This window comes from Francisella opportunistica, from assembly GCF_003347135.1.
GTDB lineage: Bacteria > Pseudomonadota > Gammaproteobacteria > Francisellales > Francisellaceae > Francisella > Francisella opportunistica.
The window spans coordinates 1,443,281-1,464,959 of sequence record NZ_CP022377.1; the positions used below are offsets into that span (position 1 = coordinate 1,443,281).

Consider the following 21,679-nt stretch of genomic DNA (forward strand, 5'->3'; position numbering starts at 1 on the left):
TCTTTAAAAAAATATATAAAAACCTAAAAAGTAACAACTGTTCTAATATTGTTGTGCATTTCTGCAAAACCTTTATTAATATCATCAATTTTGATATTTGCCGTAATAAGATTATCAATATCAATCTTACCATCCATATACCAATCAACAATCATCGGCACATCAGTCCTGCCACGCATGCCACCAAACGCTGAACCTTTCCATGTACGCCCTGTCACTAGCTGAAATGGTCGCGTAGATATCTCTTCGCCAGCACCTGCAACACCAATAATTACACTGACTCCCCAACCTTTATGAACACATTCTAGAGCTTGACGCATTACTGTTGTATTACCAATACACTCAAAGCTATAATCAGCTCCACCACCAGTCAAGCTGATAAGATGTTGGACCAAGTCTTCATCAATTTCATTAGGATTAACAAAGTCTGTCATACCGTACTTTTCTACTAATGCCTTTTTGTCATTGTTGATGTCAACACCAACTATTTGTCCCGCACCAACAAGCTTAGCACCTTGGATTACATTTAAACCAATACCACCTAAACCAAATACCACCACACTTGAGCCAGCTTCAACATTAGCTGTTTTAACTACAGCACCAATACCAGTTGTGACACCACAGCCGATATAGCATACTTTATCTAAGGGTGCATCTTTACGGATTTTAGCAACTGCAATCTCAGGTAATACCGTATAGTTTGAAAATGTCGAGCAACCCATATAGTGATAAATCTCTTTGCCATCTTGGGTGGTAAATCTTGAGCTACCATCTGGCATAACTCCTCTGCCTTGAGTTTGTCTAATTGCTTGGCACAGATTAGTTTTAGGATTTAGGCAATACTTACACTCTCTACACTCAGGTGTATATAGTGCTATAACATGATCCCCTGGTTTGACAGAAGTTACATTTTTGCCAACTGCTACTATCTCACCAGCGCCCTCATGTCCTAGTATAGCAGGGAAAAGTCCTTCGGGGTCTCTACCTGATAGTGTATATGCGTCTGTATGGCAAATTCCAGTTGCTTTAATTTCAACTAAAACTTCGTTATCTTTAGGTAATGCTACATTGACAATCTCTACAGAGAGTGGCTCAGCTGCTTTATATGCTACAGCAGCTTTAGATTTTAGTGTCATAAGATTCTCTTAAATACTTTAAAAAAACTTCTACTAAAAATAATTGTAGATGATTAGAGAAACAATGAGTATTTTTTTTACGATTTGAAAGGATTAATTACGCTTATAAATATCCTCTAAGCGCACAATATCATCCTCCCCAAGGTAATCACCAACTTGCACTTCTATAATCTGAATATCATTATCTGTGAAATTCTCAAGCCTATGTACAGCCTCTTTAGGTATAAATATATGCTCACCAACATTATATTCACGCACATTATCATCTACTGTAATAGTTGGTCTACCAGTTACAACTACCCAGTGTTCAGCTCTCTTGAAATGCTTTTGTAATGAAAGTCGCCCTTTTGGTTTTACAGTAATTATTTTTGTTTGGCTTTTGTCAGTAAAATTAATTGTTTGATAAGTTCCCCACGGGCGTTCATAGACCTTGCCTAGTTGGTTTATTTCAGACATTTCAACCTTTCTTAGTTAGAGTAATTCGATTTAAACATCATTATTGAATAAATATTTGATAAATTCAAGTAGGCAAAAAGTGCATTTTTTGTTGACAAAGCTAAAACCAAGTCTATAATTCGCTTACCTTAGCTGCTTTGGAGTAAATTATGGCACTTGCTAAAACTCTAAAACCTCGCCATATAGAGCTAATAGCTTTAGGCGGTATCATTGGCTCTTGTTTCTTCTTAGGTACAGGTTACGTATTAGCAGAAGTTGGCCCTGCTGCTATTTTGGCCTATATTCTAGCTGGCATTATCGTATACGCGGTGACTTTGTGCTTAGCTGAGCTAACAGCCAATTCCCCAAATTCTGGATCATTTATTTACTATACTGCTAAATATGTATCACCAGCTATAGCATGTGGTATGGGCTGGTCGTATTGGCTTAACTGGATAATTTATATCCCTTCAGAATGTATTGCTGGTGGAATAATCATGCATACATTTTTACCTGCAGTACCTACTTATATGTGGGCTACTTTATTTGGTTTATTTATAACTATCATAAATCTTACTAAAGTAAAAATTTTTGGTGAGATTGAGTTTTGGCTGGCACTGGTAAAAATTATAGCGCTTGGTTTATTTAGTATAGTTGCAATACTGATATTTTTTGACATAATCCAAAACAATACTGATAGTATACTAGGAGGCACTTATATAGTTGGAGAAGGTGGTTTCTTCCCTAAAGGCAAACTTATCCTAATAACAACTATGGTAATACTACTAGTAAATTTCCAAGGTTCAGAAATTATCGGATTAGCCGCAAGTGAATCTGATAACGCTGAAAAACAAATGCCAAGAATTGCAAAGCATGTCGCGATTAGAATAGTTGGCCTGTATGTAATACCAGTTTTTCTGCTTGCAACAATCTTTCCATGGCAACAGATGAGCTTAAATGATTCTGTGTTTGCTACAGCACTGCAATATTATCATTTAGATAAATTTGCCGCAGTATTTGCATTTGTGGTTCTTGTAGCTGCATTTTCTTGTGCTAATAGTGGTTTTTATGCAGCTGTTCGCTCATTATATGGTTTGTCTAGAGCAAGAATGGCTCCGAGTATATTTAGAAAGCTAAATTCAGCAGCTATACCACACTATGCAGTTTATGTAAGTATAGTAGCTGTATGGACATTTTTAATACTTTCGTTTAAATTATCGGCTTCTGCTGCTTTTACTAACCTACTAGCAATGTCAGGATTTACAGCTACAATTTGCTGGATTTGTATATGTTGGTCGCAATATAACTTTAGAAAACAACTTATACAACGAAATGCTACTAGCAAGATGCTATTTAAAGCGCCTCTATTTCCTTATATTTCATTATTTGGTATATGGATACAAGTTTTATGCTTAGTGTTAACATTGTTTAATGATGAGCTAAGAGGTGCCTTCTATTTTGGTGCTCCTGCAATGATTATTCCTTGCTGTGTATATTTCTTCATCTCGAAAAAGAAAAATACTAAATTAGTTGAGGGCTCTATTTCCTTGAAAAAGGTATTTTAAGCATACTAATAAGAGGCTGTGTCTGCTTAGGGTTTGTATACTCACTTAAGCCGATATCCATCTGAATATGACCCTTCTTAGGTTGGGCTAGATAAGTTCCCATTAGCTTATCCCACCATATCAGATTAAAACCAAAATTAGAGTTTGTCTCTTTTGGAACAGTTGAATGATGAACCCTATGCGTATCAGGAGTAACTATCATTAATCTTAAAACTCTATCAAGCCAAGCCGACAAACGAATATTTCCATGATTAAATAATGAAGTGCCATTTAAAATAATCTCAAAAATGATCACTGCTAATGCTGGCGCTCCAATAAGACAAATAGCAGCAAATTTTATCAACATTGATAATACTATTTCTACAGGGTGAAAGCGCAATCCAGTAGTCACATCATAATCTAAATCAAGATGATGAACCTTGTGGAATAGCCATAACAATGGTAAGTGGTGAAATAATACATGCTGAAGATATATTATAAAATCTAAAGCTAAAAAAGCTATCACCACTTTTAACCACATTGGTATAGCTATAATATTCAGTAAGCCTAGATTATAATGTTGACAAAATACTGCCACACCAACAGCAGCCGTAGGGAATAACAACCTCAATAATAGCGTATTTAAAACGACAAGAAGTAAGTTATTAATCCAGCGGGTTTTCTTAGGAATTTTTAGCTTACGCAGCGGAGCAAGCAACTCCCATAACGCTACTATAAAGAGTATCAATAAGAAAAAACCTAGACGTGCCACTAATTCATAATTCATAGCTTAATCTGATATAACTCCACACCACATTCTAGCACCGCCACCACCTAAAGATTGCGGTTTGTCAGAGTAGTTATCTGATCTTGCGTGAATCATCAAACTATGACCAACTAGTTCATCTAGAGAATCTAATCTTGGAGCTACTACAGGTTTGGTTGCAGTCCCATTAGCATTGACAACTAGTACAGGTAAATCTCCCTTATGACCATCGGTATTGTATGGGCCAAGGTGCTTTTGGGTATTATCTGGATCCCAGTGCCCACCTGCTGACATACCATTATTTTTACAACTAGGATTGATATGAATATGCATACCATGCTTAGTATCAGCAGGTAAGTTATATAAATGTGGAGTGATCAGCATTCCCTCTTGCTTGCCATCATGAATATATGGTGATATTGTGATTGTACCAACTTCTTTATTAGTACTGACATTTCTCATATGTACAATTAGCTCATCATCATGATTAAGATCGTAAATTTTGTTTCCTGACAAAAGCGTGCAGTCTGCTAAAACAAATGTAAGCATACTTACACCACACAACTTGTAAAAATTAGGCATTTTGTACCTCCCAAATTTAGGCCATAGACAATTTAATCATACAAACATTTAAAAATATTATCTATATTTAAGATGCAATTAATCAGTTAAGTATTAGCTGCAAAGTGAACCTATCATACTAAAATCATTAATAATCAGACTAGTTTTTAGGATTAAAAACTTATGAAAAAAATTATACTCATGTCTTTATTTATGCTGATTATGGTATTAGCTGATACCCAAAACTGGCAAAATTTTGATAAAACACCAGCACTAAATAAGCTAACTACTTATTGATAACTCATTTATAAAAACAAAAACTGATCATAACTGTTTATGACTCGAACAAAAGTTTCCCAAAGTTAATCTAGCCAACTCACAGTTAAGAGATGTTTTTGATAATGAGTCTCAACCTATTGGTAAGAGATGCTCTATGAATTCTACAGCTCTTAGATTTATCCCTAAAGAAGATATTGCAGAAAGATGGCTATGGCGAGGAGTATTTATATTTGTTTATTAACAAAAAATTCAGCCAAAAATTGACAATAGTTGTCAAAAATCTAATACATGGTATTATTAAATTAAATTATCAAAGCTGGAGCTAAACTATTAATACTCAGTTTTTTGGACAAATAGTACTTAATGCTTCTCTTTTGCTTTATTCTGTTCAATTTGTTCCACAAATTATACATAATTTCAGAAATAAACAGGCCTTGTCAAATATTAGTATTTTGACACAGTTTGGTATTTTTATTACGGTATTATCTAATATTGTTGAAACTATCGGCTTTGGCTATGAGTGGCAGTATGCTGTCGTTGCTATTATCTACTTACTTGGAGTTTGTATACAGCAGTTACAAATATCTATCTTTTGCAAAAAAATGCCCGAAATAGTAAATATTAGTTTTATTATCTTATTTGCTATAGCTATGCTAGCAATGGGCTCAAACCATCAGTTAGTTTATCAGCTTGCTTACTATATTGGCTTTGTAGTTAATACCCTCTACTGGATTCCGCAAATCTATAAAAACTACAAACAAAAAAGATTCGACGGTTTTAGTTTAGGATTTATATTAATCGCATTGATTGGAACATGTCTTTACATAGTAAGTAGTTTTTTACTTTCATGGGATTTAATATCTAAAATCGATGCGCTTGTAATGTTTCCTATTATAACAGTTTTAGTAATTCAAAAATTTTATTATAGATAAAAAGTTAACTTAAATTAATTATTTGTAACAAAATCAGCATTAGATAACATAAAAGCGCTGAGTATTTATGCTATTATAAAAAAACAAACTACTTATCATTATCAATAATGTCAGGAAATACTTTTGGTAAAATTTTCACCATAACCACTTGTGGCGAAAGCCATGGCGACTCACTTGCAGCTATTATTGATGGCTGTCCTAGTAATATACCTCTTTGCGAAGCAGATATTCAAATAGAGCTAGATAGACGCAAGCCAGGTCAATCAAAATTCACAACCCAGCGTAAAGAGCCTGATGAGATCAAGATAATATCTGGAGTCTTCGAAGGTAAAACTACCGGTACACCTATTGGCTTGATAATAAAAAACCAAGATCAAAAATCAAAGGACTATAGCGAAATCAAAGATAAATTCCGCCCAGGGCACGCTGATTATACCTACTTCAAAAAATATGGTATTCGTGACTATCGTGGCGGTGGTAGATCATCGGCAAGAGAAACAGCAATGCGTGTTGCAGCTGGTGCAATTGCCAAAAAAATACTCAAGCATCATGGCGTCGAGATCTACGGCTTTTGCTCACAAATCGGCAGCCTTAAAATAGATTTTATCGATAAGGATTTTATAAATCAAAATCCCTTTTTTATTGCAGATAAAAATGCTATCACAGCTTGTGAGGATTTAATTAATAGCATCCGCAAACAAGGCGACTCTATTGGTGCTGAGGTCACTGTAGTAGCAACTGGTCTAGAAGCAGGATTAGGTAGACCAGTTTTTGATCGGCTTGATGCAAGTATTGCTTATGCGATGATGAGTATCAACGCTGTCAAAGCAGTCAGCATTGGTGATGGCTTTGGCTGCGTTGCACAGAAAGGTAGCCAACACCGTGATGAAATTACTCAAGAGCAAGGTTTCTTATCAAATCATGCCGGTGGAATATTAGGTGGTATATCAACAGGTCAAGATATAATTGCTAAATTAGCATTTAAACCAACCTCGAGTATTCTCCAACCAGGCAAAAGCATCGATATACAAGGTAATGATACCACTATTATCACCAAAGGTAGACATGATCCTTGTGTTGGTATCAGAGGCGTGCCAATAGCTGAAGCGATGCTGGCATTAGTTTTAGTAGATGAATTACTAATCACGCGATCTTATAGGAATTAAGTATGAGTGAAAGTGAATTTTGGAGTTTACTAATTGACTGGGGTTATCTAGCTGTTATGTTAGGAGTATTTATTGAGGGCGAAATATTCTTAATTATGGTAGGTATCGCAACTGCAGCAGCATTGTTTAGTTACCCTCTCGCGATTATAGCTGCAACTGTTGCTGCTATATTGCATGATAATAGTTTATTTATACTCTCTAAATTCATCAGCAAGAAAAACTTTGAAAAAAAAGCATGGCACTACAAAGTCCAAAAATCACTAAAAATTCTAGATAATTATGAATCTTTAGCAATTCTCAGCATCAGGTTTTTATACGGATTACGCACTATAACTCTACTAGTAGTAGGACTTAGCAAAGTAAGTAGAATTAAGTTTATCTGTTTAGATAGTATCAGTAGCCTTACCTGGTCAGTAATATATATCTCATTAGGTTATCTATCTGGTAATACTATTCTGAAATTTATTGATAAATCTGATATCAAACACTGGGTATCTCATAATAAGCACTTATCAATATTTATACTTATCTTACTTTCAAGTATTATATATTTTAGCTATAGAATATTACGATCACGATTAAAGAGGCGTGTCAGATGAATAGATTAGATCTCCTAAAAAAAGCAACTCCTAACAGTAAAAAACCTCAAAACTCAAATAAAAGAAATTCTCGTGAAGGAATGATAACCGAGAAAACCCAAAAATCACAACAGCGTATTAATGATCTAAACGATGATATCCTAGCTGAAGTTGAGTTTGAGAATGAACTAGAAGGTGCCCCTATTACTCCATATCAAATAGATGATGATACAGATGATGAAGAATCTCAAGAAAATATTAATGTTATTGAAATTGATATTGATCAAAGTAAAGGATTAGATATAGATCCAACTTTGATTAGTGAAGATAATGAGAGTAATGAGGATGATAATCCTATAGTGGTACGGTTTTTTCGGACAGGTAGCTAAGAAGGTAAAATAGGTGTCTTCGATAAGAAAAGGAGACATAAATGAAGAAGAAAAAATCTCATAGTGCTGCATTTAAATATGAGGTATCAGTTGTAGCCATAAAAGGTGAATTAACCCAAGCTCAAATCAGTAGTAAATACGAAATTCACTCTAGCCAGATTACAAGCTGGAAGAAGCAGGCTTTAGAGAGCATAAAACAACTATTTTCAGGTAAACTTCCGCCAGTTAAGCAAGATTTATTAGACGAAAAAGAAAAATCAAAGCTATACGAAGAAATTGGTAGGCTCAAAGTGGAGCTTGACTGGATGAAAAAAAAATCTAATTTTGAGTTGTAGGGATAAGAAAATGTTAATAGAACCAAATAATCCAGATATCCCAATAGTCAGACAGTGTCAACTTTTGGGCTTAAATAGATCAGTATATTATTATCAGTATAAAGGTATAGATGAGCATACTGAAAACTTAATGCGTCTAATAGATGAGCGTTATACAGCAAGGCCACATGAAAGCTCTAGAAAGATTATGGTATACCTAAATAACCTTGGATACGATGTTACTCGAAATCAAGTAAAATACTTGATGGATAAAATGGGTTTACAAGCTATATACCCAAAGCCAATCACAAGCGCAAAATCTAGACAAGAACATATTATATATCCATATCTACTAAATGATATTTGTGTTTACTACCCTAACCAAGTATGGTGCTCAGATATAACATATATTCGTATGAAACATGGGCATATATATCTTGTAGCAATAATGGACTGGTATAGTAGGTATGTAATTGATTGGCAGTTGAGCATTAGTTTAGAAGCAGAATTTTGTATTGATACTCTTAAGAGAGCTTTAGCTAGTAGTAGCTGTGGTATTTTCAATACAGATCAAGGAGCACAGTATACTTCAAACGCTTGGATAAATACCTTGCTAAATAAAGGTATCTCAATTAGTATGGATGCTAAAGGTAGATGTTTTGATAATATATTTATTGAGCGTCTATGGAGAAGTGTTAAATACGAATATATATACCTAAAAGAATTTGAGTCAGTAGCTGAAGTTAGAGAAGCTCTGACTGATTACTTTGAATATTATAATACTGATAGATATCATCAAAGTTTAGAATATAAGACTCCTGCTGATGTGTATTTTAGTAAAGTTAAAATAGAAAATATTTTTGATAATTTGACATCTATTTTTTGACTAAATACTGTCCGAAAAAATTCACCACTATATCCTAAGCAAAAATTAGCGCTAGATGATAACTCTGCTGATGATAGTGATGACGATTATGAAGCTAGTGATATTGTTGAAGGCAGTATCAGTGTTGACTATAGCGAAGAAGATATAAAACTTGAGCTTGAATACTCTTTTGATCAGCGTGATCAGCTCTATAACCATTATGTTAAGTTAATCAAAGATGGAGGCATGGAGGTTGGTAGCTCAAAAATTCTCTATTTACATGATATTATTAGAATATCTGTAACTTTAACTGAGCTTAAAGAACAAGTAGGATGTGAAGCAAGAGTTATCTCGGTATTCCCTCAAAGCATTACGTCAACAATCGAGCAAAATAATAACAAATATCGCTATATTGTACAATTTATAGGTCCTAATGCTCCAGAAACAGAAAGAGTGCTTTCAAAGTATTTATTAGGATATAAACCAAAGTAAATAAGTTATGGCTAAACAAAAAACAATTTTTATATGCCAAGAATGTGGTGCAATATCTCCACGCTGGCAAGGCCAGTGCCATAGTTGTAACCAATGGAATACTTTTGTAGAAGAGCTTAAATTAGATCCTAAAAAAACACCAAAATCTCGTACTGGGTTTGCTGGGAGTATCTCTAAAGCAACTTCATTAACAGCTATCAAAGGTAAAGAACATTCTCGAGTATCTACACATATTTGTGAATTTGATAGAGTGTTAGGCGGTGGTATTGTAAAAGGTTCAGTAATCTTGGTTGGTGGTGATCCTGGTATAGGTAAGTCTTCGATACTTCTGCAAATAATGTCTTTTCTATCGTTACAAAAAAAAGTCTTATATGTCAGCGGTGAAGAGTCTCTCGAACAGATAGCACTTCGAGCTGAGAGACTAAATCTTGCCAAAGATAATCTTCTGGTAATGTGTGAGACTAATATCGAACAAATTGTTAGTTATATGGTAGAGCATAAGCCTGAAGTCGTAGTGATAGACTCAATCCAAACAATGTACAATCCAGAGATTCAGTCAATGGTTGGTGGTGTCTCTCAAGTAAGAGAATCAACCGCTTATATCACCCAAATTGCCAAACAATATGAGATATCAGTTTTTTTAGTAGGTCATGTAACAAAATCAGGTGAAGTTGCAGGACCTAGGGTGCTAGAGCATATTGTTGATGCTGTGATATTTATAGAGTCACAGGATAATGGAAGATACCGGATGATGCGTGCACTTAAAAATAGATTTGGTGCCGTCAATGAAATTGGTGTGTTTGCAATGACTGATAAAGGTATGAAAGAGGTTAAAAACCCCTCGGCAATATTTCTAAATAACGGTCGCACTAATCTGATTGGCAGCGCGATAGTTTCGGTGTGGGAAGGAACCAGACCATTATTAGTTGAACTACAGTCACTTGTTGTTGATAAAAATATCAATCAACCACCACGTAGATTATGTGTTGGTATCGATAGTAATCGCTTAGCGATGATATTAGCTATTATACAACGCTATATGCATATTGATTTATATGATAAAGATGTCTTTTTAAATGTAGTTGGTGGTATAAAGGTCAATGAAACTAGTATCGACTTGGCACTGATTTTAATTATCTACTCTAGTATCAAAGAAATAGAAATTCCTCATGATATGCTTATAATGGGAGAAGTTGGTCTATCTGGTGAGATTCGCCCTATCCCATATGGCATTGAGAGAATAAATGAAGCCAAAAAACATGGTTTCAAGAAAATTATTGTGCCGCAGGCAAATGTTTCAAAATCACTAAAAAATGAAGGGATTGATATTATTGGGATAACTAACTTAAACCAAATAAAAGATATAATCACAGGGTAATAAAATGGAATTTCTAGCAAGCCTTAATTTTTTAGATATTTTGATAATAATAATCATCTTAATATTAAGTTTATTTGCTGCTGTTAAGGGACTCTTCAAAAATATTGTGCTATTAATACTTATGGTATTTGCTGTTATTATGGCTGGGATCTTAGCGCAAAAAATCCAGCAAGTATATATCAGTTCGATAATCGAAGACCCAGGCACAGCTTACGTAGTATCATTTGTATTAGTATTACTGTGTGCATATTTAATAATTTTTGGCATTATGAAAGTCTTTTTGCGTAATAATAAAGAAAAAGAAAGCCTCTCAAACACCTTATTTGCTTTTGTTATTGCCTTGGTGCGCTTTAGCTTTATATTTGCTATAGTTTGCTCAACGCTAAACTCTTTTGATACTTTCAAAGACAATTCATTATGGCAAAACTCTACTTTAGTTCAGCCTCTTGTAAAGATCGGTGATTATGCTTTTAATACCAAAGTCAAAATGCAACAAACCAACCTAAAAGATTATGTTCCAAAACAAGTTGCTGGCGACTAATTAATTTTCATTTTTTAGTTGACGAGTCATAAGCTCTTTGGCTATATCTTTAGGGTCAGCAGCCTCATACAAAATTCTGTAAGTAGCAAATACTAAAGGCATATCAACATTATGCTTTTTAGCAAGCCTATAGACTGCTTTTGCAGTAAAATAACCCTCAACAACATTATTTACTTTTTCCAGCGCTTGTTGTATAGTCAGACCTTGACCTAAATATAAACCAAATCTACGATTACGTGACTGATTATCTGAGCATGTTAACAATAAATCCCCCAAACAACTAAGCCCAATAAAAGTTTCAGAATTTGCGCCTAATTTAAGTCCTAATTTTTTTATCTCAGCAAGGCCTCGAGTAATTAGTGCTGCATGAGCATTAACACCAAATTCCATACCTACAGCAATCCCAGCTGTAATTGCTAAGACATTTTTGACAGCACCACCAACTTGAGCGCCAATGATATCAGTTGTTGTGTAGCATCTAAAATTCTCATTACTAAAAAGCTCCTGAACATAGCGCGCATAATCAATATCTTTTGAGGCTACTACCACAGCTGTTGGGAGCTGGTTAGCCAACTCTTTAGCAAAACTTGGCCCTGTTAATAAAGCAAACTTTGTATTTGGTAAAATATCCTCCGCTATTTCACTTAATAAAGCATAGCTATCATGGCAAAAACCTTTCGTTGCGCTGATAATATTCTGCTGTGGTAAGATACACTCTTTTAACTCTAGAATAGTGTTCTTAAAACCAGAGCTCGGAGTCGCAACTAATATATCATCAAATTCACTGATACTAGCTTGCCAATCTTGAATAGCTTTTAACTTAGCAGGAAATTTCTCTATACTTGGTAGATATTTATGATTGTTGTTATCCTCTAGCATTTGCTGATTATGCTTAGCTTTCCATGAGTTAATTCTTACGTTATGTCCTCTATATGCAAGCTGTAATGCTAATGCTGTACCCCAAGCTCCTGCTCCTAAAACAAGTATATTTTTTTGCATAAATTGAATTTTTCTACTCTCTTAGTTCTAATATATTCTATAGTTGCTAAAGTGTAAATACCTCTATAATATAACATATTTCTATCACTTCAATAAAAGCAATATATTTAACTTTAATCTATTTAAACGAAATAATACTTACAGCAGTTATTAATTAAATTGTTAAGAAGATCACAATGAAAAAATTATATTAAGAATAATGACAATTTTTAGCATTATTTCAGTAACATACGGTTATAACTTACAGCCGATAAATAACTTCTCTGCTCAATCTTTTCCAGAAGCAGTATTGATTTTATCTTCATAATTTTTTCTACAACACTTAGAAAATATGTTACTATTGGGCTCAGATTTATAAGCCAAACTCAGTATGCGAATAAAGAAACATAAATACCTACAAGGAATATCTCTGATCGAAGCAATCATATCTATCTCTATAATTTTATTTATATTAACTGCTTTTTCACTTTTAATCTCCTCCACTATTATTAATAATACTCTTGCAGACAAAAAAGTTGAACTTATAGATACGTTAGATCAGAGAATCGAGGATTATTCAATGCTTGGGAGTTTTGATACAACTTCCTCTGGAAGCATAACTTTTTCTCAAAGTGATGTTAATGAAAACCCAAATCTAATCAGATTTGAAGCAAGCAACACTGCTTTTGATATATCTATTTCAAAAGAGACCACAAGAGCTAATCATGACTAACACCAATTTAAAATAAAAACTACTAGTGATAAAATTATTTTCCAACGAAATTAAAATACAACACAATGATAGACAGAATATTGCTTTACACTGCTAGTAAATATAGTCGTGGCTTAAGTATTGTTGAGCTTCTTGTAGCAATGACTATAAGTCTTATAGCAGCTTCTACAGCAATTATTATTTTTTTTAATTTTAAAGATTTTTACAACCATTCAGCTCAAAAAGCAAGTATTGATATAAAAGAGCTAACTGTTAAACAAGCTATTTATGATAGCATCATAAATTCTGGACTATCATGTGCATATGGTACAAATACTCAAACATATATCAATGATACTGGTGATGATTTATCTGCACATAGCTTTCTTACAGATTCATCGAATATAAGAATTGGTAATATATCTCCGAATATTTCAGACTATCTACAGACTAATTTAGGTACTAGCTGCTCGGGTACATGCTACCAAAACAATACTGATTATATTATGGTAAAAACCGAAACAAAATCGACTTATTTAGCTGCTAACTTAGTTAACTCAACTCTTTACCTTGATTCTACTAATAGTATCAATCCCGGTGACTACCTAGCATTATGCAATAGTGATCAAATTGATTTAGTCAAAGTTTCACATGTTGGTAACTCAAATGATATAACATTATTTCAGCCTGCTACTGGTCAGTATATCGTTGATGATTATGCTGGCAAATTTGAAATACTTTTATTTTATATAGGAGATAGTGGTAGAGTTGATAATTCCGGCAATACTATTTATTCGTTATTTTTGTATATAAAAAGTGGCTCTTCGGTAGGTCAAAATTATGAATTAGTTAGTAGCGTAGAGAATCTAAAAGTTAGCTATGCTACAATAAAAAATGACCAAATTATTTGGAATAATATATCAAGTGATACGGATGTAGATACATTAAATACGCCTGCACTGAAGTTCTCTTTTAGTGTAGATGGCAAAAATTTTACCAAAGTTGTTCTAATTTAAATAAGGTATAAACTATGAGATTAAAACCCAAGCTAAAAGGCTCTTCCCTAACATCAGTACTAATATTTGGTTTTGCTGTGTTAGCCACTGCATCAGCTATCTCATATGTTACAAAAACAGATTTAACATCCATAAAAAGCCTTATTTCAAAGGATAATACTGACCGAATCAACCAATTAATTATTAAACGTAACTCTCAAATGAGTTCTGAAACAGAACTTCAAATAGATCAAGATCATTTAGGCGAAAAAATATTTGGGGATTACAAATCTATAAACACAATTATAAAAACATCTCCTTCTTTTTACTTAAACAACACAAATATCGAGCTCTACCACGCAGAGCCGTTATATATAACTTATAATATATCTCACAAACTTCTTTATAAAGATACTGTCAAACAAACTAGTAATTTAGTACTAAACAAACTACCTAAACATTCCATGATAGCTTATCAAGATAACCTTATACCAATAAATGTCCCGTATATTAGTACAGGTAGAATGAACCCTGAACAAAAAAGCTATCATCTAAATAATTCTAGCAGAATAATTGACTCTCAAAGAGGATATGTAGGTTATATTGATAAATCTGATAAATTATTGAGATTTTCAATTGGAGAAAACACTGAAGAGCTGGATATTTCTTCTTTAAAATTAGATAAAGACTATAGCTTAAAACTTGGTTGGAATTTAGAAAATGGCCACTGGATATTGCTAATAGCTGTATATGACAAAAAAAAGATTGATGTTTTAAAAACATCTCTCACAAACTTAGTAAACCATAGTTCACAAGCTACTATAGATTTAAGTAACAATATTAAAGTCAACCATTCTTTTAAAAATATTTCACAAGTAGCTTGGTATAACTCTGCTAAAGATACTGACCCTCAACTAATAATCCTAGATAAGGAGAAAAAAGAAAGTTTTTTGATTAATACAAAAGAATCTCTCAGCATATACTCAACCAATTATAAAGATAATAGCATCAAGGGTAGCAAGCCAAACACATATACTGTAAATGAAATAAGCAAAATAAACTTAGATAACCTAAACAAAGAAAATAATTATGTTATAAGTCTTGATCTAGACTCTAATTTAAATGCTAACGATGTACTAATTTTTGAATCAAATATGCTATACTTTTTAAAAACAGATGTAAATAACCAGAAACTAAAAACTGTTGGAATATTAAATAACATCCCAGATTCAGCTCCATTAGTTGTAAAAAAAAATGAACATCAGGTCTATATTATTACTCATAATAATGATACATACCAACAATATGTATATACTTTAGGTACAAGTGTACTAAATCAATTATATGCTGTCGAATTTAGGAATGAAGAAATAAAGAAAATTATTGCCAAATATGGAGTTTTGTTTATTTTTACAAATAAAAACATTTATATAAATGATTTTGATGCTAAACAATTTAATAAAATAAAAGTTTGATATGCGCAAATATACAAAAATACTTTTAGCTATAATATTATGTTGCTCAACCTTATCATTAGCCTTAGCCGAACATGGAGCTGATAAAAATAACAGTGATAATGATAAAAAAGAAAATAGTAATAACCGACAACAAAATGATAGCTATAATAATTTCCAAATTTACCGAGATTCTAACGGTAAAATCTATTTACTAAAAAATGGCTTTGATTGTACAATAAACAGAACTTGTAATAATGCTGAAAAAATATATATAAATACTAACTGTAAGTCTAAGAAAGATTGTGAAAATCTGAATAAACTGCAAGATATTTCAAAAAATTTAGGAGTTATTCACCAGCAACAAAGCTAGCTATTTTAGAATATGCGATAACATATATACCTTTTAAAGTCTTTCTGAAGTAGTTTATAAAATTTAAACTGATTTCAGTAGATTAAATCAATAGTCTTTTTTAGAGTTTTGCAACAGAATCAATAGAAAAGAGACATAATTTTTTTTGTAAAATCATTCACAAGAAGTATAATAATTTAAAACCATATCAATATTATGTAGATATTATGAAGAGATTGCCTTATTCTAAAATTATAGAAGATTATGCAGCTTTATTACCTTGGAGTGTTATCAATGCCTAAATCTAAATATGAGCTTTTAAGAGAGAATATAAAAGATATATCAGTTAATTGTGATTGGGGAGATTATTACGGTGAATTAGGTCTACCTGCTGGTTTATGTTTTGGTCTAGCGTATATGTGGGGACAAGCTGTCTTAGCTGATGATCAAGAAACTTTTTCTAAACGTCTAGCGATCTTGACAGACGACTATAGTAAAAAAAGTAAAAGCCTTAGTGCGAACATAAAAAATTGGACTAAGGTCCGCCCTCGTCCCCCTGAATTTTGTATTTTTATCGCTACTCAGGGAGGAGAGGGTATACTAAAACAAGGCTATGATCTACTTTTATCAATAAGAGCATTTTTAGACGGTTTACTTCTTTACCATAACCCAACAAAAACTTATTTTTTTACTGATCGAATAAATCCTAATTTAAGTCTCCAGAATGGATATGAGGCTTCTAAATACGTTATAAATGCTAGTTTATTTCAAAAAGACAGTATCTATGAAGCTTGTAATTTGCCTTTATTAGAAATATATAATAAACCATATGCTGGTAATCAAACTGACTTTTCTGCGACATACCTTGAGCCACTAATAACTAACTTGAAAAATAAGTTATCTGAAAATCCGTTAGCTAAAAAACCATATTTAATTATTTTTAATTCACATAGTCATGCTACAGCTTGTACTACTCAATTTAATTCTTTTACTAAATACCTTGAAGTTAACTACTTTGATGCTAACTACCTTAACAATGGCCATGACTACCTAACAAAAAGCTTTCTTTATTATGAAGATAAAAAATTAGCAGCTGAACTTGCAACACAATTATTTAAGTCGTTTCATACTGAAAAAGAAATACTAGCCTTAAATGTTACTATATTTATTGCCCCCACACAGATAGTTGATTTTGATTTTGGGCCCTTTAAAATTAGCCTTTATAATCAACTTGTTGGACAAGGCTCCTATAATAATAAACTTAATGAAGATCTATATAATAGGATAAAAAATAATTGTAAAGATATTAATGACTATACATTCTTTTAGAAGAAAAGAACTTAATATCTAATAAAGTAATAGAAACTAATCAAGAGTATACTAAGCTTGTATATTCTCTACTAAAGCAAATACAATCAAAATTTATTAGTGATGATGAGGAAAATTACAAGAAAAACTTAGATTATATGGTTCAAAAAAAATACCATATAAACACTTTCTTACTATGCATAGCTTCTGAAAAAAATCATACTGATGTAGTTAAGTCATTACTATTAGATCAAGAAACTGAAGTAAACAAGCCAACAAATGATGGCACTACCCCTTTTTGGATAGCTTGCGAACATGGTTGTACAGACATAGTTGAGTTATTACTATCAAACGATAAAGTAGATCCAAACAAGGCAAAAAATAATAGTGGCACTACCCCTTTTATGATAGCTTGCCAACTTGGTCATATAAATATAGTTGAGTTATTAATATCAAACGATAAAGTAGACCTAAACCAGGCAGATCATAATGGCATTACCCCTCTTTGGGCAGCTTGTTACTATGGTTATATAAATATAGTTAAGTTATTAATATCAAATGATAAGGTAGAACTAAACAAGGCAAGTAATAGTGGCATTACCCCTCTTTGGGTAGCTAGCCAAAATGGTCATAAAGATATAGCTGAGTTATTAAAGTCCAAAGGCGCTGTTTATTAGCATGGATATTAGGTTATAGCCACATTAAGGAATACTCTAATAAAACCGACATATCTATAAGAAATCAATGTAATTGGTCTGCATATAACCAATTGACACGAAAATTTTTTAGCTATATAATTTCGTTATTTAGCGAAACATAGTTATAAAAATGAAATTAGCCAATATTGTCGACTTTCAAAAAGCTTTGGGTGATGAAACTAGAATTAGAATTCTAATGGTAGTTTATCAACATCAGTTATGCCTTTGTCATTTAGCACATATTTTTAAACTTGCTAACTCAACCCTATCAAAACACCTAGATATACTTAGGCGTAATGGTTTTATTCATAAACGCAAACAAGGTAGATTCCATTACTTCTATTTTAATTCTGCCTACCAACAACAGTTAAATTGGCTTTTAGATATCCTTGCTGATGATGAGACTATTCAATCTGATCAAAAGCTTGTAAAACAGCTAATAGCGCAAGAACTTGAGCATCTACCAGAAATACACGCAAAGGAGAATATCCTATGAATAATACACAGCAATATTTGAAATTCAAAGTATACGGTTTAGATTGTATCGAAGAAGTCAATATCATCAAAAAAGCATTAGCTAAGAAAGTTGCCGAGCAGAGTATGCAGTTTGATTTACTTAATGGCAAACTTTCAATCAATGCTAGCGATATCTCTACAAAAGAAATTATCGCTTTGATAAAGAAATCAGGACTAAAAGCATCAACGTGGGATGAGTATATTTCAAAAAATCGCGATACTAATTTTTACAATAAACATTCAAGATTAATTACAACAATAATTAGTGGTATCTTTATTGTTTTTGGTTATATTTATCATGGTATAGCTAGTGGATTTATACATGCTTTTATTGCTAATGATAACTCTGAGCAAGTAACTCCTTTTATACCACAAATGGCTTATTTACTAGCTATAGTGTTTGGTAGCTGGTTTGTTGTGCCTAAGGCTTTAGCTTCGCTTAAGAGACTTGCTGCTGATATGAATCTATTGATGCTAATTGCTATAATTGGCGCGCTAATTATCGGTCAATTATTTGAGGCAGCTGTAGTGAGCTTTTTATTTGCCTTTTCACTTTTACTTGAATCATGGAGTATCAATAATGCTCGTTCAGCAATAACAAAACTTATGCAACTAACTCCAGATAAAGCCTTAGTTTACTGCTGCCATGATAAGCAGTTTGAAGAAAAACCCATAGCAGAAATAAATATAGGTAAAAGAGTACTTATAAAGCCAGGACAAAGAATTGCTTTAGATGGAGTTATTATCAAAGGTAGTGGCTATATCAACCAAGCGCCTATTACTGGTGAATCCATTCCAGTAGAGAAAACAATCAATGATGAAGTCTTTGCAGGAAGTATAAATGGCAGCTCTACTATTGAAATAAAAACGACAAAAACTGCTGATAACTCATCAGTTGCAAAAATAATCCAAGCGATTGAACATGCTCAAGCAAAACGCTCTAAAGCAGAAAAATGGGTCGATAAGTTCGCGCGAATTTATACACCTACAATGATAGTTTTAGCTTTACTAATAGCCATTTTACCCCCTTTATTTCTAGGTCAAGCTTGGCTTAAATGGATATATCAGGCACTAGTTATACTTGTCATAGCTTGCCCTTGCGCGTTAGTAATATCAACACCAATTTCGATAGTTTCAAGTTTAGCAAAAGCCGCTAGAAATGGTATTTTGATAAAAGGTGGTGAGTTTATAGAAATACCAGCTACACTTAAAGCTATTGCCTTTGATAAAACTGGTACATTAACTCTAGGGCAACCTAGCATTACAGAAATAGTTGTAGCTGAGAACTTTTCTAAACAATACTTAATCACTATAGCGGCAAGTCTTGAAAGCACAGTTGATCATCCGATTGCCCAAGCTGTTTTAGACTATGCTAACAACAATAATATAATATTCACACAAGCTAGTAATACTGAAGTTATCAGTGGTAAAGGTGTAACCGGAGAAATTGACAATAATAGTTTTTGGCTTGGTAACCATGCTTTTGCTCATGAAAAACAGCTTTGTAATAATAGCCTGCTACACCAAAAAGCTACGAAACTTGAAGATAGCGGTTTGACGCTTATATTTATTGGTAATAGTAAAGATATAATTGGTATTATAGCTATACAAGATAAGATAAAAGACAACATTAATGGCTGTCTAAAACAACTAAAAAGTCTCGGAATTAGTCAAACTATAATGCTTACAGGTGATAATCCTGCAACTGCAAAAGCTATTGCAACACAAGCTGGAATTAATAGTTTTTATGCTGAACTACTACCACAAGATAAAGTTACTAAGGTTGAGGAGTTAGTTAATAGCTATGCTAGTGTTGCAATGGTTGGTGACGGTATTAACGATGCTCCAGCTCTAGCAACAGCAAAATTAGGAATCGCAATGGCTGCAATTGGTAATGACATCGCAATAGAGACAGCAGATATTGCCTTGATGACAGATGATATCTCAAAGCTTGCTTGGCTTATCAAGCATTCAAAAAAAACCCTTAAAATAATAAAACAAAATATAAGCTTTGCTATAGCCATAAAAGCTATATTTATATCTTTAGCTATGCTTGATTTAGCTACTTTATGGATGGCGATAGCTGCTGATATGGGAGCTACCCTGATTGTGATAATAAACTCATTAAGATTACTAAAATAAGCTAAATATCATACTTCATCCATAACGGTAAAAAATGTCTAATATCTTTCATAAACTTAAATAAGCCAACATTTAACTCAACATTACCGTTAGGATCAGTAACCTTACGCGGAAAAGCTATACCTGCGCCAAAAAGTCCTGGAGCAATAATCCCAGTTGCAGGATCATATATCCTAACATCAATGCCCTCAACACCAGGTACTCTTTGCTCAAAACCTACCGCATAGATAACTTTGTTATACTTATGTAGATGCTTATTTATCTCTTCATCTGTTGATAGATATCTTTTAACTCGATTATCAAGGTTTTGAGAAATATTTTCTCTAACCCATTTAGCTGTCTCACCTTTTAAGCCAGAATTGTCATACAAGATCCAATCACCCATATTAACGGCATATCTTAAAGGTTGACGATAAAAATTCGCGATATCCTCAACTCCAAGCTCAAGTAAGTTTCTAATAATTATCATCGCTGAATGAGATGAACCAAAAACTGCAACATTATCATCCTTGAGAAGCTCATTTTTTAGCTTACTAGGTGCTAAGGCCTTAGAAAGATATATTTCTTTAGTAATTTCACAATTATGGATATTTAAAGATTTTGCTAAAGAACCTGTAGCTAGAACAACTTTCTCAGCCATATAATTCTTTCTCGTACCATATAGATTCCAAACACCTTGAGCTATTTTCATATCACTAATAGTATCAAAGCTATAATCAACTTTTTGCATTAGGTTATTTGTAATCCACTGTAATGGTTCACTAACATCTTTTAATTGCGTAAAACCTTGTTTAGCAAATTCATCAATAGCAAATTTCTGTGTTTTTTTTGTATATTCAAAAGCTTGTGTTTCATTAAGAAACCTAAGAAATAATTCTACAGTTGTATTACTGCTGACCTCGCCCCATTTACTACCAAAATCACCGACACTAAAATTTGAATCTAACCAAAGTATATCACTAGCTTTTATGCCATTATCTAAAAGCTGACCAACAACAGCGATGCCAGCAGGGCCTGCGCCAACTACAGCCCATTTATATTTTATGAGATTTTTCATACAACTTCTCGATTATTTTAACTAGAGACTATTATAACCAAGTATTTGGTAACTACTGAAATAGATATTAATGATATTGAATATCAGAAAA

At 32.9% G+C, this 21,679-nt stretch carries 23 protein-coding genes and 2 pseudogenes; 18 read left to right on the plus strand and 7 right to left on the minus strand.

The features are described 5' to 3' along the window. Positions 1 to 23 precede the first annotated feature (23 nt). Entirely contained in the window at positions 24 to 1,136 is a 1,113-nt protein-coding gene (locus tag CGC45_RS07025; RefSeq protein WP_071629603.1) for an S-(hydroxymethyl)glutathione dehydrogenase/class III alcohol dehydrogenase, read from the minus strand. Positions 1,137 to 1,229: 93 nt separating this feature from the next. Further along, positions 1,230 to 1,592: a phosphomannose isomerase type II C-terminal cupin domain gene (locus tag CGC45_RS07030; protein ID WP_071629604.1), complete on the minus strand. Its 363-nt coding sequence runs from the start codon at positions 1,590 to 1,592 to the stop codon at positions 1,230 to 1,232. A gap of 149 nt (positions 1,593 to 1,741) precedes the next feature. Between CGC45_RS07030 and CGC45_RS07035 the strand changes: the two genes are divergently transcribed. After that, positions 1,742 to 3,136, plus strand: coding sequence for an amino acid permease (locus tag CGC45_RS07035; protein ID WP_071629605.1), 1,395 nt, complete (start codon positions 1,742 to 1,744; stop codon positions 3,134 to 3,136). On the opposite strand, the gene CGC45_RS09155 is transcribed toward CGC45_RS07035, so the two are convergent. Further along, positions 3,111 to 3,902 carry a sterol desaturase family protein gene (locus CGC45_RS09155; RefSeq protein WP_114702113.1) on the minus strand — a complete coding sequence of 264 codons (792 nt, stop codon included), beginning with the start codon at positions 3,900 to 3,902 and terminating at the stop codon, positions 3,111 to 3,113. The genes CGC45_RS07035 and CGC45_RS09155 overlap by 26 nt on opposite strands. A 3-nt stretch (positions 3,903 to 3,905) precedes the next feature. Beyond that, complete coding sequence (locus CGC45_RS09160) at positions 3,906 to 4,463, minus strand: superoxide dismutase family protein (protein ID WP_114702114.1); 558 nt, start codon at positions 4,461 to 4,463, stop codon at positions 3,906 to 3,908. 587 nt (positions 4,464 to 5,050) lie between these two features. Between CGC45_RS09160 and CGC45_RS07055 the strand changes: the two genes are divergently transcribed. From CGC45_RS07055 to CGC45_RS07090, 8 genes and pseudogenes are all read left to right on the plus strand, one after another. Then, entirely contained in the window at positions 5,051 to 5,653 is a 603-nt protein-coding gene (locus CGC45_RS07055) for a PQ-loop repeat-containing protein (protein WP_071629606.1), read from the plus strand. Positions 5,654 to 5,760: 107 nt separating this feature from the next. Continuing rightward, entirely contained in the window at positions 5,761 to 6,819 is a 1,059-nt protein-coding gene (aroC, locus tag CGC45_RS07060; RefSeq protein WP_071629607.1) for a chorismate synthase, read from the plus strand. 2 nt (positions 6,820 to 6,821) lie between these two features. After that, positions 6,822 to 7,418 carry a DedA family protein gene (locus CGC45_RS07065; protein WP_071629608.1) on the plus strand — a complete coding sequence of 199 codons (597 nt, stop codon included), beginning with the start codon at positions 6,822 to 6,824 and terminating at the stop codon, positions 7,416 to 7,418. Then, positions 7,415 to 7,753, plus strand: a pseudogene (locus tag CGC45_RS07070) (PilZ domain-containing protein); the annotation flags it as partial. The gene CGC45_RS07065 and the pseudogene CGC45_RS07070, both read left to right, overlap by 4 nt. A gap of 74 nt (positions 7,754 to 7,827) precedes the next feature. Next, a protein-coding gene (locus CGC45_RS07075) for an IS3 family transposase (RefSeq protein WP_114702015.1) occupies positions 7,828 to 8,986 on the plus strand; the annotation gives its coding sequence in 2 pieces (ribosomal slippage) (positions 7,828 to 8,103 and positions 8,105 to 8,986; 1,158 coding nt in all). 33 nt (positions 8,987 to 9,019) lie between these two features. Beyond that, positions 9,020 to 9,457: pseudogene (locus tag CGC45_RS07080) on the plus strand (PilZ domain-containing protein); the annotation flags it as partial. 7 nt (positions 9,458 to 9,464) lie between these two features. Next, positions 9,465 to 10,835, plus strand: coding sequence for a DNA repair protein RadA (radA, locus tag CGC45_RS07085; RefSeq protein WP_071629610.1), 1,371 nt, complete (start codon positions 9,465 to 9,467; stop codon positions 10,833 to 10,835). Between the two features lie 4 nt (positions 10,836 to 10,839). Beyond that, a complete protein-coding gene (locus tag CGC45_RS07090) occupies positions 10,840 to 11,376 on the plus strand; it encodes a CvpA family protein (RefSeq protein ID WP_071629611.1) in 537 nt (178 codons plus the stop codon). Here CGC45_RS07090 and CGC45_RS07095 read toward each other — a convergent pair whose 3' ends face one another. After that, a complete protein-coding gene (locus CGC45_RS07095; RefSeq protein ID WP_071629612.1) occupies positions 11,377 to 12,375 on the minus strand; it encodes an NAD(P)H-dependent glycerol-3-phosphate dehydrogenase in 999 nt (332 codons plus the stop codon). It lies immediately after the preceding gene. Between the two features lie 370 nt (positions 12,376 to 12,745). On the opposite strand from CGC45_RS07095, the gene CGC45_RS07100 reads away from it, so the two are divergent. Beyond that, the gene (locus CGC45_RS07100; protein ID WP_071629613.1) at positions 12,746 to 13,087 is read left to right on the plus strand and encodes a hypothetical protein; all 342 of its coding nucleotides are present in this window, start codon (positions 12,746 to 12,748) and stop codon (positions 13,085 to 13,087) included. A 65-nt stretch (positions 13,088 to 13,152) separates the two neighbouring features. Next, entirely contained in the window at positions 13,153 to 14,082 is a 930-nt protein-coding gene (locus CGC45_RS07105; RefSeq protein WP_071629614.1) for a PilW family protein, read from the plus strand. Here the strand turns inward: CGC45_RS07105 and CGC45_RS09035 are convergent. Continuing rightward, on the minus strand, positions 14,060 to 14,215 hold the full coding sequence (locus tag CGC45_RS09035) for a hypothetical protein (RefSeq protein ID WP_157092987.1): 156 nt from the start codon (positions 14,213 to 14,215) through the stop codon (positions 14,060 to 14,062). The genes CGC45_RS07105 and CGC45_RS09035 overlap by 23 nt on opposite strands. A 67-nt stretch (positions 14,216 to 14,282) precedes the next feature. Between CGC45_RS09035 and CGC45_RS07110 the strand changes: the two genes are divergently transcribed. The 7 genes from CGC45_RS07110 to CGC45_RS07140 all read left to right on the plus strand — a co-directional run bounded on the left by CGC45_RS07110 (position 14,283) and on the right by CGC45_RS07140 (position 20,531). Then, a complete protein-coding gene (locus CGC45_RS07110) occupies positions 14,283 to 15,536 on the plus strand; it encodes a hypothetical protein (protein WP_157092988.1) in 1,254 nt (417 codons plus the stop codon). Between the two features lies 1 nt (position 15,537). Next, a complete protein-coding gene (locus tag CGC45_RS07115; protein ID WP_071629616.1) occupies positions 15,538 to 15,888 on the plus strand; it encodes a hypothetical protein in 351 nt (116 codons plus the stop codon). 206 nt (positions 15,889 to 16,094) lie between these two features. Then, complete coding sequence (locus CGC45_RS09550) at positions 16,095 to 16,169, plus strand: hypothetical protein (RefSeq protein WP_371665001.1); 75 nt, start codon at positions 16,095 to 16,097, stop codon at positions 16,167 to 16,169. After that, the gene (locus CGC45_RS07125; RefSeq protein WP_071629617.1) at positions 16,162 to 17,196 is read left to right on the plus strand and encodes a hypothetical protein; all 1,035 of its coding nucleotides are present in this window, start codon (positions 16,162 to 16,164) and stop codon (positions 17,194 to 17,196) included. The genes CGC45_RS09550 and CGC45_RS07125 overlap by 8 nt, the downstream gene beginning before the upstream one ends. A gap of 137 nt (positions 17,197 to 17,333) precedes the next feature. Then, positions 17,334 to 17,852, plus strand: coding sequence for an ankyrin repeat domain-containing protein (locus CGC45_RS07130; protein WP_071629618.1), 519 nt, complete (start codon positions 17,334 to 17,336; stop codon positions 17,850 to 17,852). A 151-nt stretch (positions 17,853 to 18,003) separates the two neighbouring features. Continuing rightward, positions 18,004 to 18,369, plus strand: a complete 366-nt coding sequence (locus tag CGC45_RS07135) for an ArsR/SmtB family transcription factor (protein WP_071629619.1) — start codon at positions 18,004 to 18,006, stop codon at positions 18,367 to 18,369. Beyond that, positions 18,366 to 20,531 (plus strand): heavy metal translocating P-type ATPase, encoded by a 2,166-nt coding sequence (locus CGC45_RS07140; RefSeq protein ID WP_071629620.1) that lies wholly within the window; start codon positions 18,366 to 18,368, stop codon positions 20,529 to 20,531. The genes CGC45_RS07135 and CGC45_RS07140 overlap by 4 nt, the downstream gene beginning before the upstream one ends. A 1-nt stretch (position 20,532) precedes the next feature. Here CGC45_RS07140 and CGC45_RS07145 read toward each other — a convergent pair whose 3' ends face one another. Continuing rightward, positions 20,533 to 21,588 (minus strand): FAD-dependent oxidoreductase, encoded by a 1,056-nt coding sequence (locus tag CGC45_RS07145; RefSeq protein ID WP_071629621.1) that lies wholly within the window; start codon positions 21,586 to 21,588, stop codon positions 20,533 to 20,535. Positions 21,589 to 21,679 lie beyond the last annotated feature (91 nt).

Coding starts and splice junctions, on each gene's coding strand:
- CGC45_RS07100 (WP_071629613.1), top strand. CDS start 12,746: ATGCGAATAAAGAAACATAAATACCTACAAGGAATATCTCTGATCGAA.
- CGC45_RS07110 (WP_157092988.1), top strand. CDS start 14,283: ATGAGTTCTGAAACAGAACTTCAAATAGATCAAGATCATTTAGGCGAA.
- CGC45_RS07090 (WP_071629611.1), top strand. CDS start 10,840: ATGGAATTTCTAGCAAGCCTTAATTTTTTAGATATTTTGATAATAATA.
- CGC45_RS07130 (WP_071629618.1), top strand. CDS start 17,334: ATGGTTCAAAAAAAATACCATATAAACACTTTCTTACTATGCATAGCT.
- CGC45_RS07065 (WP_071629608.1), top strand. CDS start 6,822: ATGAGTGAAAGTGAATTTTGGAGTTTACTAATTGACTGGGGTTATCTA.
- aroC (WP_071629607.1), top strand. CDS start 5,761: ATGTCAGGAAATACTTTTGGTAAAATTTTCACCATAACCACTTGTGGC.
- CGC45_RS07030 (WP_071629604.1), bottom strand. CDS start 1,592: ATGTCTGAAATAAACCAACTAGGCAAGGTCTATGAACGCCCGTGGGGA.
- CGC45_RS09160 (WP_114702114.1), bottom strand. CDS start 4,463: ATGCCTAATTTTTACAAGTTGTGTGGTGTAAGTATGCTTACATTTGTT.
- radA (WP_071629610.1), top strand. CDS start 9,465: ATGGCTAAACAAAAAACAATTTTTATATGCCAAGAATGTGGTGCAATA.
- CGC45_RS07035 (WP_071629605.1), top strand. CDS start 1,742: ATGGCACTTGCTAAAACTCTAAAACCTCGCCATATAGAGCTAATAGCT.
- CGC45_RS09035 (WP_157092987.1), bottom strand. CDS start 14,215: ATGGATGTTAAATCTGTTTTTGTAACATATGAGATAGCTGATGCAGTG.
- CGC45_RS07140 (WP_071629620.1), top strand. CDS start 18,366: ATGAATAATACACAGCAATATTTGAAATTCAAAGTATACGGTTTAGAT.
- CGC45_RS07145 (WP_071629621.1), bottom strand. CDS start 21,588: ATGAAAAATCTCATAAAATATAAATGGGCTGTAGTTGGCGCAGGCCCT.
- CGC45_RS07025 (WP_071629603.1), bottom strand. CDS start 1,136: ATGACACTAAAATCTAAAGCTGCTGTAGCATATAAAGCAGCTGAGCCA.
- CGC45_RS07095 (WP_071629612.1), bottom strand. CDS start 12,375: ATGCAAAAAAATATACTTGTTTTAGGAGCAGGAGCTTGGGGTACAGCA.
- CGC45_RS07135 (WP_071629619.1), top strand. CDS start 18,004: ATGAAATTAGCCAATATTGTCGACTTTCAAAAAGCTTTGGGTGATGAA.
- CGC45_RS07125 (WP_071629617.1), top strand. CDS start 16,162: ATGCCTAAATCTAAATATGAGCTTTTAAGAGAGAATATAAAAGATATA.
- CGC45_RS07115 (WP_071629616.1), top strand. CDS start 15,538: ATGCGCAAATATACAAAAATACTTTTAGCTATAATATTATGTTGCTCA.
- CGC45_RS07105 (WP_071629614.1), top strand. CDS start 13,153: ATGATAGACAGAATATTGCTTTACACTGCTAGTAAATATAGTCGTGGC.
- CGC45_RS09155 (WP_114702113.1), bottom strand. CDS start 3,902: ATGAATTATGAATTAGTGGCACGTCTAGGTTTTTTCTTATTGATACTC.